The sequence below is a fragment of the Mycetohabitans rhizoxinica HKI 454 genome (assembly GCF_000198775.1).
Lineage (GTDB): Bacteria > Pseudomonadota > Gammaproteobacteria > Burkholderiales > Burkholderiaceae > Mycetohabitans > Mycetohabitans rhizoxinica.
Genome location: NC_014718.1, coordinates 273731 through 298609, shown reverse-complemented (window position 1 = coordinate 298609; position 24879 = coordinate 273731). Strand labels below are relative to the sequence as shown.

The 24879-nt window shown below is 57.8% G+C and carries 11 protein-coding genes and 1 pseudogene; 5 read left to right on the top strand and 7 right to left on the bottom strand.

Annotated features, from left to right (window positions below; all coding sequences use genetic code 11):
* Positions 1-199 precede the first annotated feature (199 nt).
* From RBRH_RS13180 to RBRH_RS19245, 5 genes and pseudogenes are all read left to right on the top strand, one after another.
* Complete coding sequence (locus RBRH_RS13180) at positions 200-1465, top strand: Zn-dependent hydrolase (RefSeq protein WP_013428543.1); 1266 nt, start codon at positions 200-202, stop codon at positions 1463-1465.
* 90 nt (positions 1466-1555) lie between these two features.
* Positions 1556-2956: an NAD(P)-dependent oxidoreductase gene (locus RBRH_RS13175; protein ID WP_041754714.1), complete on the top strand. Its 1401-nt coding sequence runs from the start codon at positions 1556-1558 to the stop codon at positions 2954-2956.
* Positions 2957-3027: 71 nt separating this feature from the next.
* On the top strand, positions 3028-4305 hold the full coding sequence (preA, locus tag RBRH_RS13170; RefSeq protein ID WP_013428541.1) for an NAD-dependent dihydropyrimidine dehydrogenase subunit PreA: 1278 nt from the start codon (positions 3028-3030) through the stop codon (positions 4303-4305).
* Between the two features lie 127 nt (positions 4306-4432).
* A pseudogene (gene hydA / locus RBRH_RS13165) lies at positions 4433-5891 on the top strand (dihydropyrimidinase).
* A 112-nt stretch (positions 5892-6003) separates the two neighbouring features.
* Positions 6004-6156 (top strand): hypothetical protein, encoded by a 153-nt coding sequence (locus tag RBRH_RS19245; protein ID WP_157864527.1) that lies wholly within the window; start codon positions 6004-6006, stop codon positions 6154-6156.
* 215 nt (positions 6157-6371) lie between these two features.
* On the opposite strand, the gene RBRH_RS16440 is transcribed toward RBRH_RS19245, so the two are convergent.
* The 7 genes from RBRH_RS16440 to RBRH_RS16425 form a co-directional block, all read right to left on the bottom strand.
* A complete protein-coding gene (locus RBRH_RS16440) occupies positions 6372-9668 on the bottom strand; it encodes an RHS repeat-associated core domain-containing protein (protein WP_049786529.1) in 3297 nt (1098 codons plus the stop codon).
* A 39-nt stretch (positions 9669-9707) separates the two neighbouring features.
* On the bottom strand, positions 9708-14171 hold the full coding sequence (locus tag RBRH_RS13155; RefSeq protein ID WP_041754713.1) for a SpvB/TcaC N-terminal domain-containing protein: 4464 nt from the start codon (positions 14169-14171) through the stop codon (positions 9708-9710).
* A 203-nt stretch (positions 14172-14374) separates the two neighbouring features.
* Positions 14375-15601 carry a Tc toxin subunit A-related protein gene (locus RBRH_RS16435; RefSeq protein WP_013428536.1) on the bottom strand — a complete coding sequence of 409 codons (1227 nt, stop codon included), beginning with the start codon at positions 15599-15601 and terminating at the stop codon, positions 14375-14377.
* Entirely contained in the window at positions 15598-19143 is a 3546-nt protein-coding gene (locus RBRH_RS16430; RefSeq protein WP_013428535.1) for a neuraminidase-like domain-containing protein, read from the bottom strand. The genes RBRH_RS16435 and RBRH_RS16430 overlap by 4 nt, the downstream gene beginning before the upstream one ends.
* 83 nt (positions 19144-19226) lie before the next feature.
* Entirely contained in the window at positions 19227-19556 is a 330-nt protein-coding gene (locus tag RBRH_RS13145) for a hypothetical protein (protein WP_041754711.1), read from the bottom strand.
* Positions 19525-22689 carry a Tc toxin subunit A gene (locus RBRH_RS13140; protein ID WP_041754710.1) on the bottom strand — a complete coding sequence of 1055 codons (3165 nt, stop codon included), beginning with the start codon at positions 22687-22689 and terminating at the stop codon, positions 19525-19527. The genes RBRH_RS13145 and RBRH_RS13140 overlap by 32 nt, the downstream gene beginning before the upstream one ends.
* Positions 22690-23734: 1045 nt before the next feature.
* Positions 23735-24874, bottom strand: a complete 1140-nt coding sequence (locus RBRH_RS16425; protein WP_013428530.1) for an RHS repeat domain-containing protein — start codon at positions 24872-24874, stop codon at positions 23735-23737.
* Positions 24875-24879 lie beyond the last annotated feature (5 nt).

Sequence of the window (24879 nt, the reverse complement as noted above, 5' to 3'; positions counted from 1 at the left end):
CGACATTGAATTTGCGTCGTTTATCGCCTACAACCTTCCAATTGAACAGGATTGCGTTTCAGCGGTATCGAGGCCAGTCCGGCCGCATAAACGATGCACTGTGATCAGGCGTCATGGCTGCAATCACGACACAAATGCACGTTCTAAACGTAGTCACGCGCATCGCGTTCGCGATGCGCCACATGCATAGAGGACGGGGATGAACACCATAACGGACGGTGTGCTCAGCACCGCGCTCAAGGTGAATGGCAAGCGCTTGTGGGACAGCTTGATCGAGATGGCCAGGATCGGCGCGACGCCGCGTGGTGGCGTCTGTAGGCTTGCCCTCACCGACCTAGACAAGCAAGCGCGCGATTTGATCGTGGACTGGGCGAAGGCGGCCGGTTGCACGGTCAGCGTCGACCGGATGGGCAACGTCTTCATGCGCCGTGCTGGCCGGGACGACACTTTGCCGCCCGTGGTGACCGGCTCGCACGCCGATTCGCAGCCGACTGGCGGGCGCTTTGATGGCATCTACGGTGTCCTCGGCGGCCTCGAGGTAATCCGCGCACTGAACGATCATGGGATCGTCACTGAACGACCCATCGAGACGGTAATCTGGACCAACGAGGAAGGCTCGCGCTTCGCGCCGGCGATGGTAGCCTCCGGCGTGTTCGCCGGTGTGTTTTCACTCGAGTACGGACTGTCGCGCAAAGATGTCGATGGTAAAACGATCGGCGATGAACTCTCGCGCATCGGCTATGCGGGCGAGCAGCCATGCGGCGGGCGGCCAATTCACGCGGCATTTGAACTGCACATCGAGCAGGGACCGATCCTGGAGAGCGAGAACAAGACGATCGGCGTGGTCACCGACGCACAAGGCCAGCGCTGGTACGAAATCGTGCTGGCCGGGCAGGAAGCGCATGCCGGCCCAACCCCAATGCCGCGTCGCCGCGATGCGTTGCTTGGCGCCTCGCGCGTGGTGCAACTGGTCAACGAGATTGGGCTGCGGCACGCGCCACTCGCGTGCGCGACGGTCGGCATGATGCAGGTTCATCCAAATTCGCGCAACGTGATCCCGGGACGTGTGCTCTTTACGGTCGACTTCCGGCACCCGAGCGACGACGTACTGGCCCGGATGGATGCCGAGTTGCGCGAGGGTATCGCACAACTCGCCGACGCAGGCCGCCTGGACGCACAGGTCGAGCAAATTTTCTACTACGCGCCGGTGCCATTCGACGCCACATGCGTTCGTTCAGTGCGCGCGGCGGCCGAGCGCTTTGGCTACTCGCATCGCGACATCGTATCGGGCGCTGGCCACGACGCGTGCTATCTCGCCCAGGTCACGCCCACGTCGATGATCTTTGTCCCGTGTATCGACGGCATCAGTCACAACGAGGTCGAGGACGCGAAGCCTGAATGGATCGAGGCCGGTGCCAACGTGTTGCTGCACGCGATGCTCGAACGCGCGTGCGAGCCGGAATAGCCGTTTGCCGTCATGGGGTGATCGGTTCGGTTCCTGCTAGCCGTACATCGCGGCCGGCAGGATTGTGTTTTCTGCTCAAAGGAATCTTTGATGTCTTCGTCCCAAACCGGTGATATCACAGCAGGCCGATTGTCTGCGGACCAGCTTGCGGCAAACTTCGCCGATGTCGCTCCACCGCTGGGCGCCCACGCGGCTGTCGTCGAGGCGAACCGCTGTCATTATTGCTACGACGCGCCATGCGTGAGCGCTTGCCCGACGGGCATCGACATCCCGGGGTTCATTCGCAAAATCGGCAACGGCAACCTGAAGGGCGCAGCGCGTGACATCCTGTTGGTCAACCCGCTCGGCGGCATGTGCGCGCGCGTCTGCCCGACCGAAATCCTTTGTGAAGGCGCTTGTGTGCGCAACAAGCAGGATGGCAAGCCGGTTGCAATTGGCGCGCTGCAACGGCATGCAACCGACCATCAGATGGCGCGCGAGGCAACATCAGGCAAACCGCTGTTCACGCGGGCCGCCGACACCGGAAGGCATGTCGCGGTGGTCGGCTCGGGCCCGGCCGGGTTAGCCTGCGCGCATACGCTGGCCCAGGCCGGACACCGGGTGACGATCTTCGACGCGCATGACAAGCCGGGCGGCTTGAACGAATACGGCATTGCCGCATACAAAACAGTTGACGACTTTGCGCAGCGTGAAGTGCGATGGCTGCTGTCAATTGGGGGTATCGAACTGCGCGCCGGGCAGCGGCTCGGCCGCGACATTACCGTCGCGCGGTTGTGCGCGCAATTCGATGCGGTATTCATTGGCATCGGGTTGAGTGGCGTCAATGCGCTACACGTTGACGGTGAGACGATCGACGGCGTACTCGACGCGGTGGACTTCATCGCTCGGCTGCGCCAAAGCGTCACGCTCGACGCCGTACCCGTCGGCCGGCGCGTGGTAGTGATCGGCGGCGGCAACACAGCGATCGACGCCGCCGTGCAGAGCCTCAAGCTCGGCGCGCAGCAAGTCACGATGGTCTACCGGCGCAGCGTCGAGCAGATGAGCGCAACCTGGGCCGAGCGCGAATTCGCGCGCAAACAAGGCGTGGTGCTGCGCGAATGGGCGAGGCCGCTGTGCATCGTCGGCGCACCGCATCCACAACCAGGGCTCCGCCCACAGGTCAGCGCGGTGCGATTCGAGGCCACGACCTTGGACGCCGACGGCAAGCTCGTCGGCACCGGCGAGACTTTCAACATCGATGCGGATGTCGTACTGAAAGCGATCGGCCAGACGCTCATACCGGACGGATTGGAGGCCCGCTTACTGACTGTCGATGGCGGCCGGATCGTCGTTGACGCCGACGGTGCAACGTCGATGCCCGGTGTCTGGGCCGGCGGTGACTGCACCAACCACCCGGGACTGGACCTGACTGTACAGGCGGTCCAAGATGGTAAGCTGGCTGCGCATGCGATCCACCGTCACTTCACACGCACCGCGGTCAAGGCGGCATGACCCCACAGCACGGCCTGCCGAGCGTATGACATGACAACCCCACATCGATATCAGAAACCGGAGCGCCGATCATGGCTGACCTTCGCTGCACGATAGCCGGCATCGCATCGCCGAACCCATTCTGGCTGGCATCCGCGCCGCCCACCGACAAGGCCTACAATGTCAACCGTGCATTCGAGGCCGGCTGGGGCGGCGCGGTCTGGAAAACACTGGGCCTGGACCCGCACGTGATCAATGTCAGCTCACGTTACGGGGCCACGACATACAACGGTCAGCGCATCGCCGGGCTAAACAATATCGAGTTGATCACCGACCGCCCTCTAGACGTGAACCTGCGCGAGATCGCCCAAATCAAGCACGACTGGCCGGACCGAGCGCTAATCGTATCGATGATGGTGCCGTGCAATGAGCAGGCGTGGAAATCGATTCTGCCGCAGGTCGAGGATACGGGTGCCGACGCCGTCGAGTTGAACTTTGGCTGTCCGCATGGGATGAGCGAGCGCGGCATGGGCGCCGCGGTCGGCCAGGTACCCGAGTACGTCGAGATGGTCACCCGCTGGGTCAAGCAGGCGAGCCGGCTCCCCTGCCTGGTCAAGCTCACGCCGAACATCACCGACATCCGGCTGGGTTCCCGGGCTGCCTACGCGGGTGGTGCCGACGGCGTATCGCTGATCAACACGATCAATTCGATCGTCGCGGTCGACCTAGAGCAGATGGCGCCGATGCCCACCGTCGACGGCAAGGGCACGCACGGCGGCTACTGCGGACCAGCGGTCAAGCCAATTGCATTGAACATGGTGGCCGAGATCGCGCGCGATCCTAATACGCCGGGGCTGCCAATTTCAGGCATGGGTGGCATCTCGAACTGGCGCGATGCGGCCGAGTTCATCGTGCTGGGTGCCGGCAGCGTGCAGGTCTGCACAGCAGCGATGCACTACGGATTCCGTATCGTCACCGACATGATCGACGGTTTGTCGAACTGGATGGATGAAAAAGGTTTCGCGACACTGGACGAGGTGCGCGGGCGCGCCGTGCCAAATGTGACCGACTGGAAGTACCTGAACCTGCAATACGACATCAAGGCACGCATCGACCAATCTAAGTGCATCCAATGCGGGCTATGCCATATCGCGTGCGAAGACACGGCACATCAGGCGATCACGGGGTACCGCGACGGCCGGCGCCATTTCGAGGTGATCGATGCCAACTGCGTGGGGTGCAATTTGTGCATGCATGTGTGTCCAGTCGATCAATGCATCACAATGGAGCGCGTCGATGCCGGCCGTTATGCGAACTGGACCACGCATCCAAACAATCCGGCGCGCGTGGTCAAGTCGCCAGTCGCATGAACAGCGCTGCTATCGCAACCTTCTTCGCCGCGGATGCTATGTCGCGATGATGCAGTTCGGAAAAAGTATGCGCGCCAGCGTGGCAAGTGCTTAGCCGCGGCGGCATTTTTACTGAAGGAGACAAGCGATGGCGATTCTGATTCGAGGCGGCACGCTGATCGATGCGAACCAGGCCTGGCGGGCTGACGTGCTGTGCACGGGCAGCAACGAGGGTGGCACGATCGTGCAGATTGGAGCCGAGTTGCACGCGCCTGCCGGCGCGACAGTCATCGACGCGGTCAGCCAATACGTGATGCCTGGCGGCATCGATCCACACACGCACATGGAACTGCCGTTCATGGGCACCGTGGCAAGTGATGACTTCTACACGGGGACGGCGGCCGGGTTCGCGGGCGGAACGACGTCGATCATCGACTTTGTGATTCCCGGTCCGCGTCAATCGCTGATGGACGCGTTCCACCAATGGCGCAGCTGGGCTGAAAAAGCGGCTGCCGACCTATGGTTTCCACGTTGCGGTCACGTGGTGGGACGAATCCGTGCATCGCGACATGGGTGTACTCGTGCACGAGCACGGCGTATCCAGTTTCAAGCATTTCATGGCATACAAGAACGCAATCATGGCCGATGACGAGACCCTCGTGAACAGCTTCGCGCGGTCACTGGAACTCGGCGCATTGCCGACCGTGCATGCGGAAAACGGCGAGCTGGTGTTCCAGTTGCAGCGCCAATTGCTGGTGCGCGGCCTCACCGGCCCCGAAGCCCATCCGCTGTCACGGCCGCCGGAGGTCGAGGGCGAGGCGGCCAACCGTGCGATACGTATCGCGCAGGTGCTTGGCGTGCCCGTCTACATCGTGCACGTGTCGACCAAGGATGCGCTGGACTCAATCGCACGTGCACGCAGCGAAGGTCAGCGCGTGTTCGGCGAAGTACTCGCCGGTCACCTGGTGATCGACGAGTCGGTCTACCGTGACCCAAACTTTACGCGCGCCGCTGCGCACGTGATGAGCCCGCCATTTCGCTCGGCCGAGCACCGCGAAGCCTTATGGCGCGGACTGCAGGGCGGATACCTGCATACGACCGCGACCGATCACTGTGTATTCTGTGCATCGCAAAAGGCGATAGGCCGCAACGATTTCACGAAGGTCCCGAACGGCTGCGGCGGCATTGAAGACCGGATGGCGATTTTATGGGATCGGGGCGTGAACACCGGACGGCTGACACCGAATGAATTCGTGCGCGTGACGTCAACCAACGCTGCGCAGATCTTTAACCTGTACCCGCGCAAGGGGGCGATCGCGGTGGGCGCCGATGCGGATCTCGTGGTCTGGGACCCGCTGGCGACGCGGACAATCTCATCCAGCACGCATCACCAGAACGTGGACTTTAACGTGTTCGAAGGCATCACGGTACGCGGCGTCGCAACGCATACGATTGCACGCGGCGAACTGGTGTGGGCCGATGGCGAGCTGCGTGCATGTCGCGGTGCCGGACGGTATCTAAAACGGCCGTCGAACCCCAGCTACTTTGAGGCCGCGCGGCTCGCCAATCGAAGACGCGAGGTGCAGCCGGTGCAACGAGATCAATAGCGCGGGCAGCTGCACCTGCCTCTGCGTGACCAGCCTCGGCACCGCTAGCCGGTGCCCGATAACCAGGATTCGACCGGCTCAAGCACACTGTTCCGTGATCAGCAGACTATCGATGTCCGCCCGACTCCTGACGCTGGCCTGCGTGCTCACCGACGGCAGCATTTGCGTCGTCGACGAGTTGTACCGTGAACTCGATCTACTGCAGCGCTGCATTCAATCGATAGTGCCGGGAGTACTATGGCCACGCGCAGGCGCTACAGAATGACGCGCCGAAGTCCCACGCAATGATCGAGACGCACTTCAGCGCTACCATTTGCACCGCGATCCCGCAGTTCCTGTCGGACCAAACCGGCGGATCGCCGAGGAGACCATACACTCATCGTTGGAAGCCGTTCCATGAGCTTCCTCCAACGTCCTCGGCTACCTCTTCGATGAACACCGAGCCCAATAAATCACCGCTTCCCTAACAAAAAGCCGACTTTAGGCTGTTGAACTGGTTCCAAGGTTAGGAAACGCCAACCAATGGGTCGTCGCCCGATTGATTACTCCAGTGGCTATGCGCCGCATACCCGAGATAAACCCGCCCTCAGGAAGGGCGTGGTACCCCCCGTAAGCGGCCCCACCCGCTGCAGCGGCGAATGTTATCGCACCGGTGCTCGCTGGCAGTGCCCCTACGCCAACCGCACCCAAGACGGCGCTGCCAATCGTGTATCCTGCAGCCGCCCTGATCCGGTTCCCCAGCAACCAGCCTGCCATGCGCGACCCGAATTGAACAGCCCGTCCTGCCCATGAGCGTCCTCCAGTGAATCCCATGTAATGGGCGACATCTCGCACCAACGACACGCCGGTGTCGAACATGGATTCTCCCAAGCTTCGAGTGTACGCATTGACAGCATCGAATCCCAGCCAAAGCCGAGCCCGCGTTTGGCGGGCCATCGCTCCCGCCGCCTGACCCACTTCTGTGGCTCCCTCAAGCTGGCCATGTAAATAGCCCATTGCACCACCGCCCAGCGCCGTGCCAACGAGCGCCGGTATATCCGTCGCCGTTTCAACGCCGACCGCCCGTGAGATACTTTCATATTCCCCCACAGCCACGCCGCCTGCGTGTGCACCGGCTACGCTCGCTTCAGCATTTTGTTCCGCCCACCCTAGCATTGAAATCGGCGCAGTACCGGCCATCGCCACCGCAGCTCCAGTATGCGAGGCGCCATGCATCTCGGCTGACACAAACGTAGTGGCCGCAGAACGGGCGCCGTAACTGACGATACCGCCCCCCTCTCGTTGGATTTGACGAGCCTGATGCGCTGCATGTCTTCGTGCAAGCCGCGAGGCCGCCCCTACCGCAAATGCCGCACCGCCAAGGGCCGCGGCAATACCTACGCCCGCGACGACAAGCGGCGCCGCGCCGACTGCCGCCGCAATGCCTCCCGCCACTGCGGCGGCAGCCCCGCCCCAGCGCAATGCCCTGCCAACTTTGCCCAAGAAACTTAATTGTTTGGGTGACGCTGTCGCAATAACAGCTTCCTGGCTGCGCCGGGTCGCGTCACCTGAACCGTCGCCGCGTCTGAATCGCTGGAAAGCTTTATAACCTTGGTAGCCTGAGTAAATGAGCCCCGCAGTCGCCGCTACCGCGCCGATGACCACCCCTGGCACACCTAACGCCACAGCACCCGCCGCTAGGATCGGCGTCACCCAAGGCACCAACTTCGGGCCGTGCTTTTTTGCCATGGTTTTAAATAGCTGCCAGTTCGATGCCTTTAAGCCATTCGGATCTTCATGGTTGATGGGATTGTTTTTGACCATCATGTAGAGATTGAGACCATCGACGGGCCCCGCTGGATCGGCACTCGCCCATCGCCCCAACCACGGCTGGTAATAGCGATGGCCGTAGTAATACAAGCCCGTCGCATCGCGCTCCTTACCTGAATACCGGACAAACTTATATTTCACTTCACAATCGTTGCCGCCCCACACCGCGGTGCCGCCGTACGGGTAGTATTCCTCGCGCGTCAGAATGCGGGCGTCACTGTCCAGCTCCAGGTTCACCGAGCCGATCAGATTACTCACGCTCCAGCGGTACTGGTCGTTGGGTATCTGCGTGGGCTGCCCCACGCGCCAGTGCAACACGCGTGCCACGCCGTCTGCGGCGGTGACCACTTCCAACGCTTCTTCGACATTGTCGTCCACGCGCGTCGTGCGAAGCTCCAGGCCCGGCAGATAGACTACCTCTTCAGTGCGCCATGTGCTGCCGGTCTTTGTGCGACGCTGTTTCCACACCCGCATCCCGCTGCCATCGTAGCCGTATGTTTCTCGGTCATTGTCATCGTCATTGCCACGATCGACGATCGTGACCTGCCTCAACTGGTTGCGCTCGCTCCACTCAAGAGGCTGGCCGGGCTGCAACTGCAAGCCGTTGCCATTACGATCAAAAAAACCGCCACCGTCGATGTCTTCCGGGCGCAGATTGCCCTGTTCGGTCTGCGCGACACCGTGGTTGCTTTGGGTCGCAATCACGATGTCGTTGCGATAAGCGTTGGCCCCCTGGCCTTGATGCCGGATCGCGGTGAGGTTGCCCCCCCGATCGTATGTATAGCTGCGGGTGTAGTTGGTCAAATTGATCGGATCGCGCTGCGGTGTCGGCAGAGCCGGCCCCTGGCGGCCAGCCGAGGCGTTCTCTCGTCCGCTGGCCTCCAGCAATTGGTATAGCGCATCGTAGCGGTACGTGTGCAGCGGCGCTACGCGCTGATTGCGAAAATGGCGGGTGGGCTGCGTAGCGTCGCCAACGGCTAGGATGTTGCCAACCGGATCATACGTGTACTCCTGGGCTTGCAGCGACGTGCCATCCTCGCGGCGCGTGTCGGTGCGTAGCAGCCGTTGGGTTTGAGCTTCGTAGTCGTAGGTTGTGACCACGCCATTGCCAGCCGTCTGGCTGAGCCGCTGACCGGCGGCAGTGTACTGCATATCGCCCACAATGATCTGCTCGTCACGGGCGTCGGCCAGTTTTAACCAACTCGTCTGTAGCCGACCCGACACGTCGACACGAAAGCGCTGCCGGTTACCTTTCGCATCCGTTTGGGAGACCGTGTCGCCCAGCGCATCGTATTGCCGCGCGGTGGTCCACGCGTCGGCCGACAGTTGAGCCGTCCACGCCGTTTCGTCATCACCCGCCCAATTGGCCGGCGTATCTCGATTGGCTAGCAACTGCCGGGTATCCTGCAACGACTTCCCGCTTAGGGTATATCCCGCCGTGCGGACCTGACCCGCCGAATCGTAATAGCGCGCCACCTGTCCTCTTAGATTATGCGCCGACGCCTGGGGCACTTGTTCGCCATAAACGATGCGCTCGTGACACCGCTCAACTTCATCTGAAGCCTGAACGTAGGTGGCCACAGTACGCCCCAGCGTGTCGCAGACCTGCCGCCATTGGGTGCCGCGACCATCCTGGCTCCAGGCCATACGGCCCTCCACGTCGAACAGCGCCACGCTCAACCCCGCATCCACACTGTCACGACGCAGCGCGCGACCGCTCAATGAGCTGACGCAACGCACATTCGGTGCCACCCTGGGATCCTGCTGCTGCGCATCAAACAGGCGTGCATCGGTCGTTGAGCGCAGATGCCCCCATTCCGTGTGCTGCGCCACACTCACGCGCTCGTCCAACGGTGACGTGCTGCTATCGCGATTGTAGTGAAGCGTGCGGACGCCTAACCCGCGGTTATCCATCACTTGTATGACCGGCGTGCCCCGACAGACGTTTTCCCACTCGGTTTCGTTCATCGCGTACCTTTCGTGTTTGACCACCGTGCATTGACAGGATTAGCCGGCCGTGTCATTTTCATCTTCATTGACGACAAACCACGGATAAATACTCGTCCTGCGCTCATACCCTTTCGCGGTTACGACGCGCATCGCCCGTCCGATTGGATCGTAGTAGGTGGTATCCGCGTAACCGCAACTGCGCATGGCGCGATCCGCAACATACGCCCAGTCATTCATGAAGTAGGGCTGGTAGCGACGCACCGGCTGACCCTTGTTGTCGTATTCGATCCGCCCCGACACCGCCCAGCGTGGTGCTGAACCAGTATCCACTTCCTCGGGCTTGCCATCGGCACCGACGACGATCTCACCGTCAGCAGTGCACTGCCACGCCAAGCCGCCGGGCACCTTGGCGCAGCCTTGCAGCGTGCGGCCAAAGCCATCCGTATACGCGATGTCCACCCGAACTTGCTGCTCTGTGTCATTCGGATAGCGGTCAGCGGTCAGCGTCACGACGTTCACCGGGTTGCGTGCAGCGCGAGCAAGCGCTTGGCGCACAGGTTCGGAAAGGCGCTTCAGCACGCCGCTACACAGCCCGTCACGCGCGCTCGCACGAATGTGGCCCTGGGGCGTAATAAGCCGCTCGGCGATCAGTTGCTGCCAGCATTCGTCCGCGTCTTCTGTCGGCAGGTCTGCCCGGGACACCTGCCCCATCCACGCAAACAGATCCGTCGCATGAACGCTCGCCACTCGCTGCGCCGAGACCCCGGCTTGGTCGATCGCCTGTGCAACGGTCAGCCCGGTGGGTACCGGGGAAACCGTGATGGGATCAAATCCCACGTCGCGCGCCTGCTCCGTACCATAGAATGTGCTGGCCACCACGCGGCCCATCGCATCGAACTGCACCTCATGGTGGTTGTCGTTAACATCAGTCATGCGCCACGGCTGCAGGAATCGATAGTCATATTGCGCCGACGTGATGTTGCCTAGCGCGTCCTGTACCTGCGTCACCACACAGTAATACGGATCGTACGAAAGCTGCGTGGCACCGGTGAGCCGGGTTTTCTGCACTTCACTCGGCACATAAAAGTTGTCCGGCCCACGGTAGGTGCGATAGTCGCTGGCGATTACCCACACCGGCGCTTCGACTGCATTGGGCACGGCCAATACGGTCGGTGAAGTGTGATAGCCGGCCTGCGTAAGTTTTGCGGTCAGCGTCGGCTCGTCGAGTAGGCCGTCATAGGCGGCCAGACTGGATGAATCAAGCTCCGCGACTTCTTGATGATCGACCAGCGCCACAAAATCAGGGGCACCGTGAGCGTCCGTGTCCCGGTACACGACGACGCTTTGACCGCCGAATACGCGCACCTGATCATCACCCAACAAACCGTCTACCTGACTTAAGTTTTCAAAATTCAGGCCCCCGACCGGCACGCGCGCCGCATCGTAGGTCAACGCGTTGTGGCGTTGCTGCCACGGCAGGCCAAGCCGCCACTGCTGGGGATGCGTCAGATGCCAAACGCTTGCGCGCTGCTCGGTGAGCCGCAGGCACTGCTGCTGCGGGTCGTACGAACTGTGCCAGGCGCTCGGCGGCAACGTATCCGGGTAAGGCGACGTCAATGGTTTGGCACGCCGGGGATAGTGAACCGTCACGCTGTGCAGCGGCACACCATAAGCGTCGATGCGCAATGTCACCGTCTGGCTGACCTGCGGATCGCCATCGATGCGCTCGTACGCATAGTCCAGCTGCTCCAGCGGCAACGGCATAGCAACTGGCGTGTGATCGCTGCCTGCCGACTGGACCTCGCGCACCTGATAACGGGCCATGGTCACGCGATAGGGCGTCTGCTGGCGGGACGTTCCGTCTAGACCATAGACTTCCGTGCGCAATACACTGCCGTTTAACGCGCGGTACAGCCACCATCGACGCTTCGCGTCCGAATCGTCAAGCAGCACATCCTGGCTCGTGTTGGCATCCCATCGCGTCAAACGTGTCGGGGAACAGTTGAACGCGTCGGGGTCCTGCCAAGGCTCGCCGTACAGCGTCGCTTCGTCCGCTTCCCGGCCAGTGTGGTACCAGGTTCGACTCAACCGCGGCGGCGCATCGCTGACGTTGCGCCCTGCAGGCTTCGCATCTTCATGGGTATCTTGTGTCTCGACAAAACCAAATCCGCGGAATTCCCGCTCGCGCCCATCGTAGACCCCTTGACGATATTGGTATTGCTGGACCAGTTGATTGCCAGAGATTTCGTCGAGTTGAATGTGCCGTGACACCACGTGCACTGGAAACGGCAAGCCACTGACTGAGCGCGTGCTTGACTGCTTTTCATCGAGCCATTCCTGAGCCGAGCTGCGGTAGACGATCCGGTGCGCCATCCCCATGTTGTTGTTGATGACGTTCATCAGATAGGGCTTGGCCCGGGCGAGATCGTAGCGCCAATGCTTCGGGCTTGGATGAGGCACCGACAACACGAGGCTGGCCATGCCCTGCCCCTGGATGTCCGCTACGCTGAGCGCACAGAGCCGGTCGAAGCGCACGCCCGGTGGCAAGGCCAGGTCAACGGGCGGCGCAAACCCGTTGCCGGATTGATTGAAGAAGATACGAATGCGGTCACTTTGCGCATATAACAGATCGGCCGCTCCCGAGCCGTCCAAATCCGCTAGATAGACACAAGCAGGATTAAACTGCTGTGCACTAAATGGCAACGGTGCAAAGCTGAACGGTTGCCCTAAGCGGCCCCGCCCAAGGTTCGGCCAGACGGTCACCTCATCACAGCGAATGCGGATGAGGTGCTGCTGGCCAGAGCCCAACAGGTCACAAAATGCCACCACCTCCCGCGCATCGCGCCCGGCAATGGGCAGTGTCGATGCCTGCTCCACATCGATGCCGCGCGCAAAGCCATGCCGCTTGTTCGCGTACAAGCGCACGCTCTTGGGACCAATGAGCGCTAGGTCAGAGAGCCCCGCGCCCATCAAATCGGCCAGTGTTGCCTGTTGGCTGAAAAACTCAACGGGCAGCGCTGAGAGCGGCGTAAAGGTCGACCAAGTGCCGTCGGGCGCCAGGCTAAAGTAGCCAGCCAGACCAGGCTGCGTCACAAGCCAATCCAGCCTGCCATCGCCGTTGATATCCGTCAGCGCCATTGCCGGCGACTGCAATGACGGAATCTCGGGCAGCGGCCGCCACGCGTCATAGGTCACCGCGTCGCCGCCTTCACTGCTACGCATAGGCGCCCGGTAATACCAAAGGTGGCCCACTCGATACAGGATGCCGGCGATGCCCTCGCCATATAAATCCACCAGCTGGTACGGGTGCGCGTTGTTCAATCCAGGAAAGAGATCACATGGCTGCCACTGGCCCGATGACACCGAAGCGTCGAACGGCGTGTAGTCTAACTCTAGCGGCGGCAGTGACTGCAGCGTGTCGTCTGGCTCATCAGTGTCGTCTGGCTCATAAGCTAGCCGCTGCACGCCAACGAGCCGGGTGAGCACCGGATTCTCGTCATACTCGAGCAGCAGCCTTGCGACGAGTGTGGCGGGCTCGCCTAGCTCATCAGGAAAGTGATGAAACATCAGCGCCTGACGACATAAACGGTGACAGCGCACTTCGAACCCGTAGTCGTAGCGCGAGAACGCATCGTGCCGGACCGGCCAATGCGCAGCCGCCAACCACGGTGGCCGGATTAGCGGGTCAGTGCCGCGCTCACCGTAATCAAACACCAGCGAAAACAACCATGGCTCGTCGTCCAGCTTCGATGAAGTGAACAGATACAGTGCGTTGGCGGCCAACACGTTGCCGTACTTCACTTGGGTAAGGTAGCGATTGGCGGCATGGTCGCGTCGCGCCTCACTGCCTTGCAGGTCAACACCGGCATCATCTTCCGGCTTGTACCAATACCCGATGTGCTGCCCGTTGGGCGAGACCGACTCTTCGAGCAACCACACCGCGATATGGGACGGTTGCGCTGGATCGGCAATGCGGGCCGACGCAGTTTTGCCGAAGCAATGCAGATCACCGCCCGCGTCATGAACGAGCCAAAAGTCGCCACCATGGGTCTGACCGATCCAATGCTCGATGCGCGCGAAGTCGCGCTCGATGCGCGGAAAGTAGCGCGTCACCCGGTAGGTGTCGTCTAAATCTAAGTCGTTATAGGTACTGACCTCAGAGGGCGGCACCATAGCGCCATCGGCATCACGCTCCGGCTCGAGGACATCACCGCCCGGGCCGATAAATTCGTCTTCGTCGCCGTATTGGGGCGTGCCGCAGGCCGTGCGTCGCCCGATGCTGGTCAACCCGAGGTGCCATCCGACGCCAAAGGGGCCATTGCCACTGCCGCTCGCATAACGCAATGCCAGTTGCGGTGCGTAGCCGCGCCCGGCCGATATGGGCAGCGGCAACGTCATCGTCGCCACGCCCGAGGAGCCAACGGGCCCCAACGCCTCGCCTAACCCACGCATGGCCCCGCCGCCTTTGGGCAGTGTCGGCTCGGATAGGGTGACATTGGACGCTGACTGCGTGACTGGCATATTCAACTCCTAAGAGATGCTGACGCATTTTATAAACTGGCTGACTGCGCCCACGCTCGATGCCCCACGTTGACGAGACTGCAGGCGACTAGTGTCCTCGTGCAAGCGAGCGCCGACCGGCCCTCCCCAACTTGACTCGGCGCTTGATGTAGCTATCCGAGCATGGTCCGATAAGCGCGTCGCGTGTGGGCCAAACCGCTGCTTCAACTCGGAATCAACGTTTGTTTGACCGCATTGGCAAAACTGGCTCCACCATCCAATGCGGTGTACTGCACTTGAATGAGCACATCGTTGAGCGCCTCCAACGTCGCTTGTTGTGCAGGGTCGGCGGGCAATTTTCTGCCATCAATCGTTTCGTCTACCGCACGTGGAAAGACAAGGGTCCAACTGGATACCGCGCCAGTGCCCTCAAATGGCAGATAGCGCCCATCCTGAGCGAGCAGCGCGAAGGTGCCGCTGTCGTCGATGCCTGATGACAGCGCGATTTGCTGGCTTGGACGCAAGTTACTCACAACATGCGTGCCGCTACCCTCTTGGTTGTTGTTCATATAGCGCACGCCATCAATGTCTGGCTGCAGCAGCGTTTGGCTACGCGTTTGGGTCAGCAGCGCCTGCACATCTTGATACGGGCCGGTCAGTGTGGGCAAGGTGACACTGATTTGTTGCAAACAGCGCGCATAATGCCCCGGATAATTGGTGTCGAAATCTTGCTCTGACAACGTAAATTCAAATTTGCCTTGTGCTTTCTGCTTTTCGAAATCGTTCGGCTTATCCGCTAGCAAAGCTTTGAGCGAAAAGGTGCGCGTGATATTGAGCCGACGGTCATTGCGCGACAGATAAGCAGATTCCATTCGTTGTAAGCTAAGCGACAGTGTCTCGCCGACTAGCAGCCCACGATAATTATCGTTCCACGCGTTAGTCGGAACCCAGTACGTGCTGAAATCCCCCAACTCATACTGCCAGCACGCCTGTACGTTCATGCACAGCGACAGGACCGCATCGTACGCCTGGTAATACAGTGCGGAGAGCTGGCTAGCCAACCACTGATACAAGCTCGCTTGCGTGAAGCGCGAGCTTAAGAAATCGAGCATCGCCTGCTGTTGGGCTTGCTGCGTATAAGCTTGGTCAATCACCGTCTGAGCGGCCTTTTGCCGTATCGCGAGCGCCTGTAGTTGTTTATCGATGACCTGGGATTCCAATTGCGCTTGTTCATACTGAAGTCGCCAGTCATCGCGTCGTCGCCGGTACGCTTCGCTTTGCGCAAGACGGCCGGCTTTCGCTTCCATCGCCGTGCGCGCCACGCTCATGCCAAGCGAGACGGCCTGCGTAGCCGCGCCCCAACGGGACCCTCCATTGGCCAGACCAAACACATTGGGCGCCATATCGAGTCCGCCAGCAACCGCATACATTGCCGCTACGCTCACTGTCATCGCAACTGGCGGTAGTTTGCTAGATCCATCGATTCTTGCTCGGCGCGACTGATATTGTCGTTGTAGCTATCCAAATAGTATTGGTAGCGTTGCTCCGCGATTGCTTTTTGCGCCTGTAGCGTGTCGACATCGGCATTGAGCGCATCCAACTCTTGCTGCTGCAAGCTGATCGTGAAGTTGGACAGGTCGACCAAGTGTTGTTGACTCAGTTCCAGCTGATGGGCATTCTCACCGCGCTCCAACACGCTGAGCAGCGTATTGCCAAACTGGCTGAGCATATCGATTGCGCGATAGGCGCTGGGCAGCAGCGACTGGAAGCGATACGGCAAAATCACCTGGCTGGCGCCATTGCCGCTGTTGCCCAATGAGCCCGCTTGGGCGCGCTGCGTCAACAGCGCCAGCGGGTCAGCCGGTGTCGCGTACAGTGGCAGAACGAGCGGTTTGCCATCCAAGGTCAAACTATGACGTAGGTTATACAGCCGTGCCTCGAGCATTTGCCAATATGTAAGCAGTTGCGTATTGAGCGGGGGTCGAAAGTTCGGGTTGTCTAAAATACTGAGCAAACTGAGGTTTTGTGCCGGCAACGCCAGCCACTGTACGCCTGGCTCGTGCTCCAATTCACGCACCGCTGCATGTTTTTGGCTCGCGATCGCCTCCAATGTATTGGGCTTCCAATGACTGCTCATCGAGACCGTAGGCAGTGGTCCCATCAGCTCGCGGGCCTGATCATAAAATACGCGCGCGGCAGTCAGGCCATCAGGCGTAAGCAACCGATACTCGTTATCGCCCGTGGCAATGAGCGTGCGCACATAGGCCATAAATACCGCTTTTTGATAGATAACCGGATTGGCATACGCTTGAGCATCCGGATTGAGCGCATCGCGCATTAAAAAGCTGGCCGTCGCCACCTTGGCGCCTTCGCCGAGCGGACAGAGTGGATAGACGTTCCAGTAATCGGGCGGGGTCAGACCGGTGACCGCATCCGTGGCTTTATCTTTGGCAGACGGATCGAAGATATAGTGCAACCAGTGCTGTGCGTCGGTGTTTTGGTTTTCGTCGCCAAAGCGAGTGGCGACCAGATACGGCACGTGGACAAACAACTCCCAAAAATACAGACCGTTGGCACTTGTGAAGTCCATTGGCTGCAAACGACCATCGGGTGCACCGCTATCGACACGCAACTGCGGTTCTTGCGGCATCGCCTGGGTCGTATAATGCAGCAGCGTGCCCAAACTAACATTGGCCCGGCGAATCAATTCGCGCACAAACGTCGTATTGAGCCGCGTATCAGGCAACGCAAACCCACCGTCTTCCGCTTGAACACCGTTAAAGGTAATAAATTGGACATTGCCTTGCTGACTATCATAGCGCGTACACAGCTGGGGCACCTGGGTCGGTGTGTCCACGGACACCAACTCAACTTGCACTGACCAAGTTTGATAAGCGCTACCTGCACTGCCAGAAGACGGTGTGCGCACAATCTCGTGACGTAGATGGTAGGTAATAATTCCCTGGTTTGGATAGTCCTCGCTGCTAATCACATGCGTGGCCGCACGGTGGTCCGTCGGTTGCAGCACCCAGCGTTGTGCAGTTTCATTGCTTGCCACCACGCTTTTTTCGTTACCATTTTGGACTGTATAAACCTTTAGTTTATGCTGGAACTGGTATGTGACACTGATTTTATTGGCATTCTTTTTGATGGCATAAGTTAAATGATACGAATCCCAATAACCATTTTCCGGACCGACAGAAAAAAATATTTCAGTGGCTGGATTATTATAGAAGCGAAAAGACTTTCCATGCAAGTCCAGTGTTTTTGAAGTAGGCACACCGCCTTTAAAAGCAATGTTATGCGAGCCATCAGTAACAAATTTTAACGGACCACCCCAGTTTCCCCTGTAGTCAGGAAGAGTAGCAGTATAAAATGTATAAACACCAGCCGAAATATCCACATTCCCATAAGCAGCATCGTATTTAATCTTAGTGTTGTAAAAACGGTAATTTGACCCATCAAAGCTAAACTTGATTGACCGGCTAGCATCACCCGCTGTCAAATGATAATGCGTTCGATTACTTGTGCTTCCGGCTGGTGCCTGATCGGTGTCCGGAAAGACATACAGGCTTTCCCATACGCCTCCGTCACGGGTTTCATCGGGGCATCGACCTAAGTTAGCGCCAACCTGCAGCGTCAATCCGTCGTTGGCAATCGACACTGAAGGGGCGGCCAAAGCGTCTGGCCAGCTGCTGGGTATCCCTGAATCAGTATGGGAGGATCTCTTCTCGCACGATTGAATCCGGTATTTTTTTCCTTGCAAACTATATTGCAACGATTGGTAAAAAATACCATTTTTTTGCTCGCCGGGCCGATAAACTAAGAAGTTTGGCTTAACATTATCCCCAGTGGTGGCGATGTTGATAAAAGACGTATCACAAAACAGAAATGCCGATTGCGTGGGAATCTTATCCTGCCCACCTTCATAAACAAATATCCCGATAAATAGATTTCCTTCAGGTCGCGTGCCACCAAGTACCCCGCGACTGAAATCCACAATCGCGACCGTATCAACTTTTCTTAACACGAAATTAGTGCCTTCTTCAATCTCCAGCACCCCGCCTGATAGCACAGATGAACTCCCCCCGTCTTGCTTAACTTCTTGCAGTTCCGCGGTATTGGGTGCCGACCAAGAGCCGTCATAGCGCAAATAACCGTAGTACACACGGTATGCATGCACTTCCGGCGTGACGTTGGTGCCGTCGCTCTTTTTCTTCGGTGTAGGATCCCGCTCGACCCAGCTGACGTACAACCGATTATTGAAAAATACTGGCCGTACGGTCCAACTCAATACATTGCGACTATTCAATGGCAGATCGATTGCTCGCCAATCATTCCAACAGTTTGGCGTAATCTGCGGATATTCGTCGGTACCCCCGTTTTTACTCAAATCCATGCTGCGCCAGTAATAGCTATGCGGCTCCGCAGCGGTGCGCCCGATAAAATAATAGGTCCCGCCACCAAAATCAATCTGGCTGCAGCAGCCATTGATTACCAGCAAATTGCTGACCGCCTCGAACTCGTTCAGGTAGCTAAGTACCGCGTCCTGCACACGGTCCGCGTTGAGTCGATTTTGGTTTAGAGAATTTTCCAGCTCCTCGAAAAAGTGGCTTTTGTCCTGACGCGTAGACGGGAAAATATAGTTTTCCGGATAGTCACTGACCTGTTGGCTGGCTGACCAGCGCGCATACTGACTATCGATCTCACGCCAGGACGCCACATCCTGCGGTGACATCGGATTGAAGCCCGGCTCCTGATTCAGTGCAATGCGGTACAGGTATTGCTGCAGGCTCGCGATGGCCTGCGCCACCTGGCTAGTCTCGACCTCTTTGCCCACCTTGGTGTCAATGAGCAAATATTGATAAAGATCGTCCGCGGTGACTGGCTGGTTCTCGACATTCGGCAACGTCGGCGCCACATAGCCGAGATAGTAAGCCTGTAGCGCATCGCGCCGGGATTCATTGAGCTGTTTAGCAAAGTTACTTTGCATGATCGTCTCTTAAATGAAGCACTACGGAGCCGCTAACGGCGCACGCTGATCGCTTAGCTGCTGCGCCTGCCAGCAAGGCGTGGCTAATACACGGAAGTTATCTGCTGCTCGCTCGCGGCCGCGACCGCCTGTCCGAGTTGCTGCCAACTCGCATAGTCACTTTCGGGGTCAATGCTCACGGTTGCGACCAATGACGCAACTGCCAAACCCGTTTGCTGTGACAAGTGGTATAAGCGTAGAATCGTTGCGATTTGCGGCACCATGTGTGCCGGGGTCTCTTCGCTACCCATTACATAGGCCGCCGCCACTTGCACTTCGTTGGCCTGCCATCCCAGCAAACCCGCCAGCGACTGCGCTACCTCATCAGCAGGCGGCGGTTTTTCACCGTTGACCCAGCTTAAATAAGCGAGCAAATCGTTTTCTGTCTGTGACGTTTGATGCAACCAATCGCGATAACAGCCTAGGCGATACAACGTGGCAAAATCGAGTGCCGTCAACGTAGGAGTGGGTCTCGCCAAACCATGCCGGATGCGCAAGGTAAGCGTCCAGCATCGCGGCGCTCAGTTGAAAACACGTGCTCATCTGCGCCCCACGCGTCAGCATCGCGAGCAACGCCAGATAGTCAGCGGGAATTTGCTGCGCACTGCTGAGCTCGCTTAGCGCAAGCGTGTGCTGCAATAATGCGCACGGTGTGCTACCCGCCCAGCGTACCAGCGACGACACCACCGCTTGCGGCTGCGCCAGCAATTGCGCCAGCGTACTGCTCAAAATGCCGCGCTGCGATTGTTGTGCGTTATAAATTAATGCGCTCAGTGCCGCTGTCGCTTGCGCCTTTTCCGCAGCCTCCAGCTTTTGCTGATCGACTACCGCACGCACCGCGGCTTCAATCTGCGTTTGAGTGGCCGTATGCGCATTGTCCATAACTAGCCCCTGCGCATTGACCAGCTCTTTTTCGGTCATCAGCACGCCCCAGTCTATCGGTTTCCCCTCGGTATCGATCGATGGGGCGCCCGAATGATCATAATGGGTGGGCGTCACCAACGTGCGTGCAACACTTTCACTAAGCTGGCGGATAAAGTCCAACTGGCGTTGGTTGCCAATGTGCGGCGGCACCGGCAGCAGCCACATCGCACATTGCTCCACGGTCAAGTTTTGTGCTTGCAGCCAGTGCACTGCATTGGACAATAACATCAGCCCATCGAGCACATCATGCGTTTTCCCCTCGCCGTTCTCGTTTAACACCGCAATGGACGGCACCCCGGCCAGTTGAGCCAACAGCGGACGATCGTCACCCAACATCTTGGCGTTGTCCAACAAGCGAATCAGCGCGAGCGCGCTGGCAATTGACATGTCAAGCCACCGCGCTAGGGTCGTTAAACGGTACAGCGCAGATACGGCATCGAGACTGTTGGGGAACGTATGTTCAGTTATATTGCCCTGGTGCTGTGCCACAAGTCCAGCCAGCAACGCGAATTCTGCATCGGTCAGTTTGAGGCCTGCAGCCAGTTGCTTGGCGATGCGCGCATCACGCCCCTTATTGGGCGTCGTGGCTGTGGCCGTGTAATCGACGTTTTCCCAATCTAGCGTGTACGGCTCATCAAATAGTCGCTGACTGTTAAACAAGCGGTCGAGCAGCGGCACATTGGGCGTGATCGCATACGGGGTGATCTGATGCACCAGCGCGGCAAACTGCTCCGCGGTTGCACCGTAATGCTGTCGATAGTGGCAAAAGACACCGAGCAGCCGCGTCGTATTTGCGTTCATGTACAGGCCAAGGTTACCGTCCGCTTTTCGGGGATCGGCCCCTTCGGCACGCATGCCGGCGATGATGAGTTGATCAAGTTGATCAAACGGTAGCTGCATGGCACGCTGCACGCGCATCAGGCGATTGAGCCGATCCAGGCGATCGTCTGTTAAGCCGGTTAGGGTCAATTTGCCATCGTCGTCTTGCATCATGGCAATCGCTGGTTTTTTCCCCGCGTGCAAATAGACGGCGCCATAATGGTACGGCATATGCGGAGTTTGATCGGTATGCCCGTTGGTAAAAATCGCGTTACGAATCACGATATTCGGCGACAACACCACCGTATCGCCGCCAACTCGCGCGCAAAGCATGTTTTCCAACTGCGAGACAGTCAGCCCCGTGCGCTCGGTCAGAATCTTGACCGAGCTAAAATAAGTTGGATAATCCTTCACAATGAGATCAGGATTAATACCAAACTGATTTTTGTAAAAATCCTTTTGAGTTGTAGTATAAAGTACAGGGCGCTCGTTACCATCCAGAATCAACGTAAAGCTGATGTCAGTGTAATAGCTTTTATTATCAGAATATTGCTGCATACGGATAAAAAAATCAGCGCGCAGCGGGTCTTTTCTTAGATCCAATTCGGCATTATCTGCATCGATGAACTGAAGCTGGGGATAGCGTTGGTAAGGGGCGCCATCCGTCATACTTGCATTATTTATGCTCCGATTCCAATATTCTTTTCTTTTTCCCCTTACCACAACTGTTTGACCACCACTTGTTTTTAATGTAATTTTTGCAGCAACGTCCTCGCCATTCCAAATCAACTCAGTTGGCCCGTCTACCACGGATTCCTGCAATGGCGTGACATAAGCGTGAGCACTAAGGTCTTGCCACAACGTCATCTCAGTAGTCGAGTAATCTCCACTGCCCCATTGCGCTGTGAGCTGCTCTAACGTCAGCATATGGGTACTAAAATACGGGGGTGTTTTCAGCAATGCTTGCAGCGGCGGCGCCAATGGGCTGGCAAGCTGTATCGCATGCTTTCTTGCTGGCGTGTCGGTCCCTGTAATAGGTTTAATAAAGTAGGGCCATGCGGTGTCCACCTGCTGTATCACGTCCGCCAGTGATGTACCGCTCACAGCGAAACCCTCGGTAGTTTGCTGATACGCAAAATGATAGGGCAGCGTGTGGGGATAGTAAGTAGCGGCCAATATTTCATCCACCGTCTTGCCGGTGGGCAAGGTCGGTTCAATCGCGCTGTTCAGAATTTGGTTGACCATCGTCAACGCAGGTAGCCGCTGATTCAGGCTGTCGTTGTCCACCACCAGCTTTGGAATATCGGGGCGGCGTTGCGCGAGCGGATGGATGGCGTTATTGCCCGGCGCGCTGGCATTATCATTTTCCTGTTTTATCGCCAAGTTATACAGGGACACTAGGTAGGCCGCCGGTGACGTATTCGCTTCAATGGCATCGACCGCGCTCATCTGGTGCCAGTTCACTTGAAACTGCTCGTCATAGCTGGGACCCGGTACCGTAAAGGGCCCCAATGTTTGCTGCACCAAACGGGTTAGGCGCCGCTGACGAAAACGAAACGCCACTTGCTGCGCGTACCCGAGCGCTTGGTCATACAGCACACCCGCGCTTTGCACGCTGATCCGCTCGCGATGCTCGCGAATAAATTGCTCGCGTGTCACACGCGACACATCGAATACCGACTCGTAGCCCAGTGTGGCAAGCTGGCCTGTGGCGCCATATCGGCTCTCAAGCACGTTAATCAGCGGGCTAGTCTTTTGATTCATCTTGCCTCCAGGCAAAGGTTAGCCACATAAAGCAATTCAGCACGAGCCAGGACTGCTCGACTGATGACAGATATGCGCACGAACGCGTGCCCAACAGGACACTTCACCAAGATAGTGCTGTCCGTCAACCTCGGGCTGCACGCACTTAAAGCAAAACTGTGTCGCCGTACGTCAAGCGGACAAAATTCGGGAGCAGGATAAAACAGAGAAAATAGACGTGCCGCGCAGGCGCGAGGTCATTGTGTTTAAGCTGGGGTACTTCTTCATCTTCTTCCCTCCAGACGTCGTCTTTATTCAGCAAAAACGGTTACTGCGATGCACCCGTTCGCTAACAGGTCGCCTCATCGTTTGACTGCTGCTCACAACGCGTTTGAGCGTCATGCTCAACTGCCATACGCTGCTTCGACACTTAAGTTAGCAACAACTGTAAAGCACTAGCCGGAAAACATTCAAGCGAATTCCCTTTATTCAATGCGACAAATTGCCGTGGGCACCATCAGGCGTTGACCTGCCGGGGCTGTGCCGCCTCGCAGAAGGACGCGGCTGCGTGACAAGCACCATCCGCGCGATTGCATGATATGAAGCGACTCAATCGCCTCAGCCATCATCAAATCACCATTGCTCTACGCCACGATAATCCAGCAGCAGCGTTGAGTCCGACCGCCCGCCACACGGGGACGTCACGATCTCACCGGGTGCCGTACCCGCGCTCGCCCGATGACGCTCTTGACTGGCGCGCGCCACATAAATAGCCTATTGCGCACCACCTCGAGCTAATGCCCCGCTTAGCCCATCAGGCATTCTGGTACGGAGCGCTTGCATTATGCAACGTACTCCTAATTTTTACATTACAATTATGTCGTGTCACAGCCGTCAACCGACTGCTCCCGCTGGCCCAATTCGCCCCCGTGCTACCGCTCGACTCGCTCGCGCTCCCCACATGCCTAGTCTTTAATACAGCATCACAGGCTCCCGTCCGTGTTCGTGACACACTCCAAGGCGGCTTTTGTTCACAAGCTAAGCGGCAAAAGCCACATAAAAATTTCTAACTTTTACCTCCTGTCATAATTTTGTATTTTTCCAGTATCTCCCCCCTTTTTATACTATTTATATTTTTCATTTGACTGAACGCTTCATGGCCAAACTCGCTTGATATGGCTTCTTTATGTTTTTCTGATGCCTCAGCAACTTTCTCCGCCATATTGACTGCCCCACCAACACGCCAAAGAACTGATGCCCCTTTTAAGGCTATCTTTGCGGCTGGATGAGGCACTACTGCTGCCGCACCGTCCAACACAGCACCAACACTCATACCAGTCGCCACACCTGTTATGACTTCGTCTTTTACCTCTTCTTTGAATTGGTTAGCAGCTGTTACAAGCTCTTCATTTTTCTCTGAAGACATTGTCGTCGCTACGGCCGCACCCTTAGAAGCCTTTTTTATCGCCTCAACACTTAAACCTAGATTATTATAGGCATCGGTTGCAGCAGCCTTTGTCAAAGCAGATTTATTCACCTGCTTCACATCACCCGTAGTAGCAAATTCCCCGACGGTTGCCACAGTATCAACGCCTGTTTTTAGTGCTTCCACGCCTGGCACTTTACCTTGAGCAACGTGGCCTACTGCCTTAACCCTGCCTATTATAGTTTCCTCTATTTTTATAGATATATCAAACTTATCTTTTCTTTCACCGATTTTATTAATTATCTCGTCTGCCTTCTGGTCACCGTAAGTTTTTTTTGAAGCTTCATGTGCTTTAATTTCAGTCTCCGAATGAGCAGGTAATTTTTGCCTATGCTTATAGGCTTCGTAAACAACCCCGGCCACTCCAGTTACTCCTGTAATGGCCGTCTTCCACATCAGGCCATTATCATCATAGCGTAAAATTGGACTATTTTTTACCATCTGATAGAGATTCAAGCCATCGACTATTCTAGCCGGATCGGGATTGAGCCATCGCCCTAGCCAAGGCATATAGTAACGGTACCCATAATAATAGAGCCCGGTCGCATCACGCTCCTTACCCGAGTAGCGCACGTACTTGTATTTCGCCTCCAACTCGCTTTTTGCCGCCCACACTGCGGTGCCACCGTACGGATAATATTCTTCGTAGGTAAGCAACTGCCCCGTGTTATCAAGCTCCAGCGTGCTCGAGCCCAACTGATTATCCAGACTGTAGCGCACTTGAT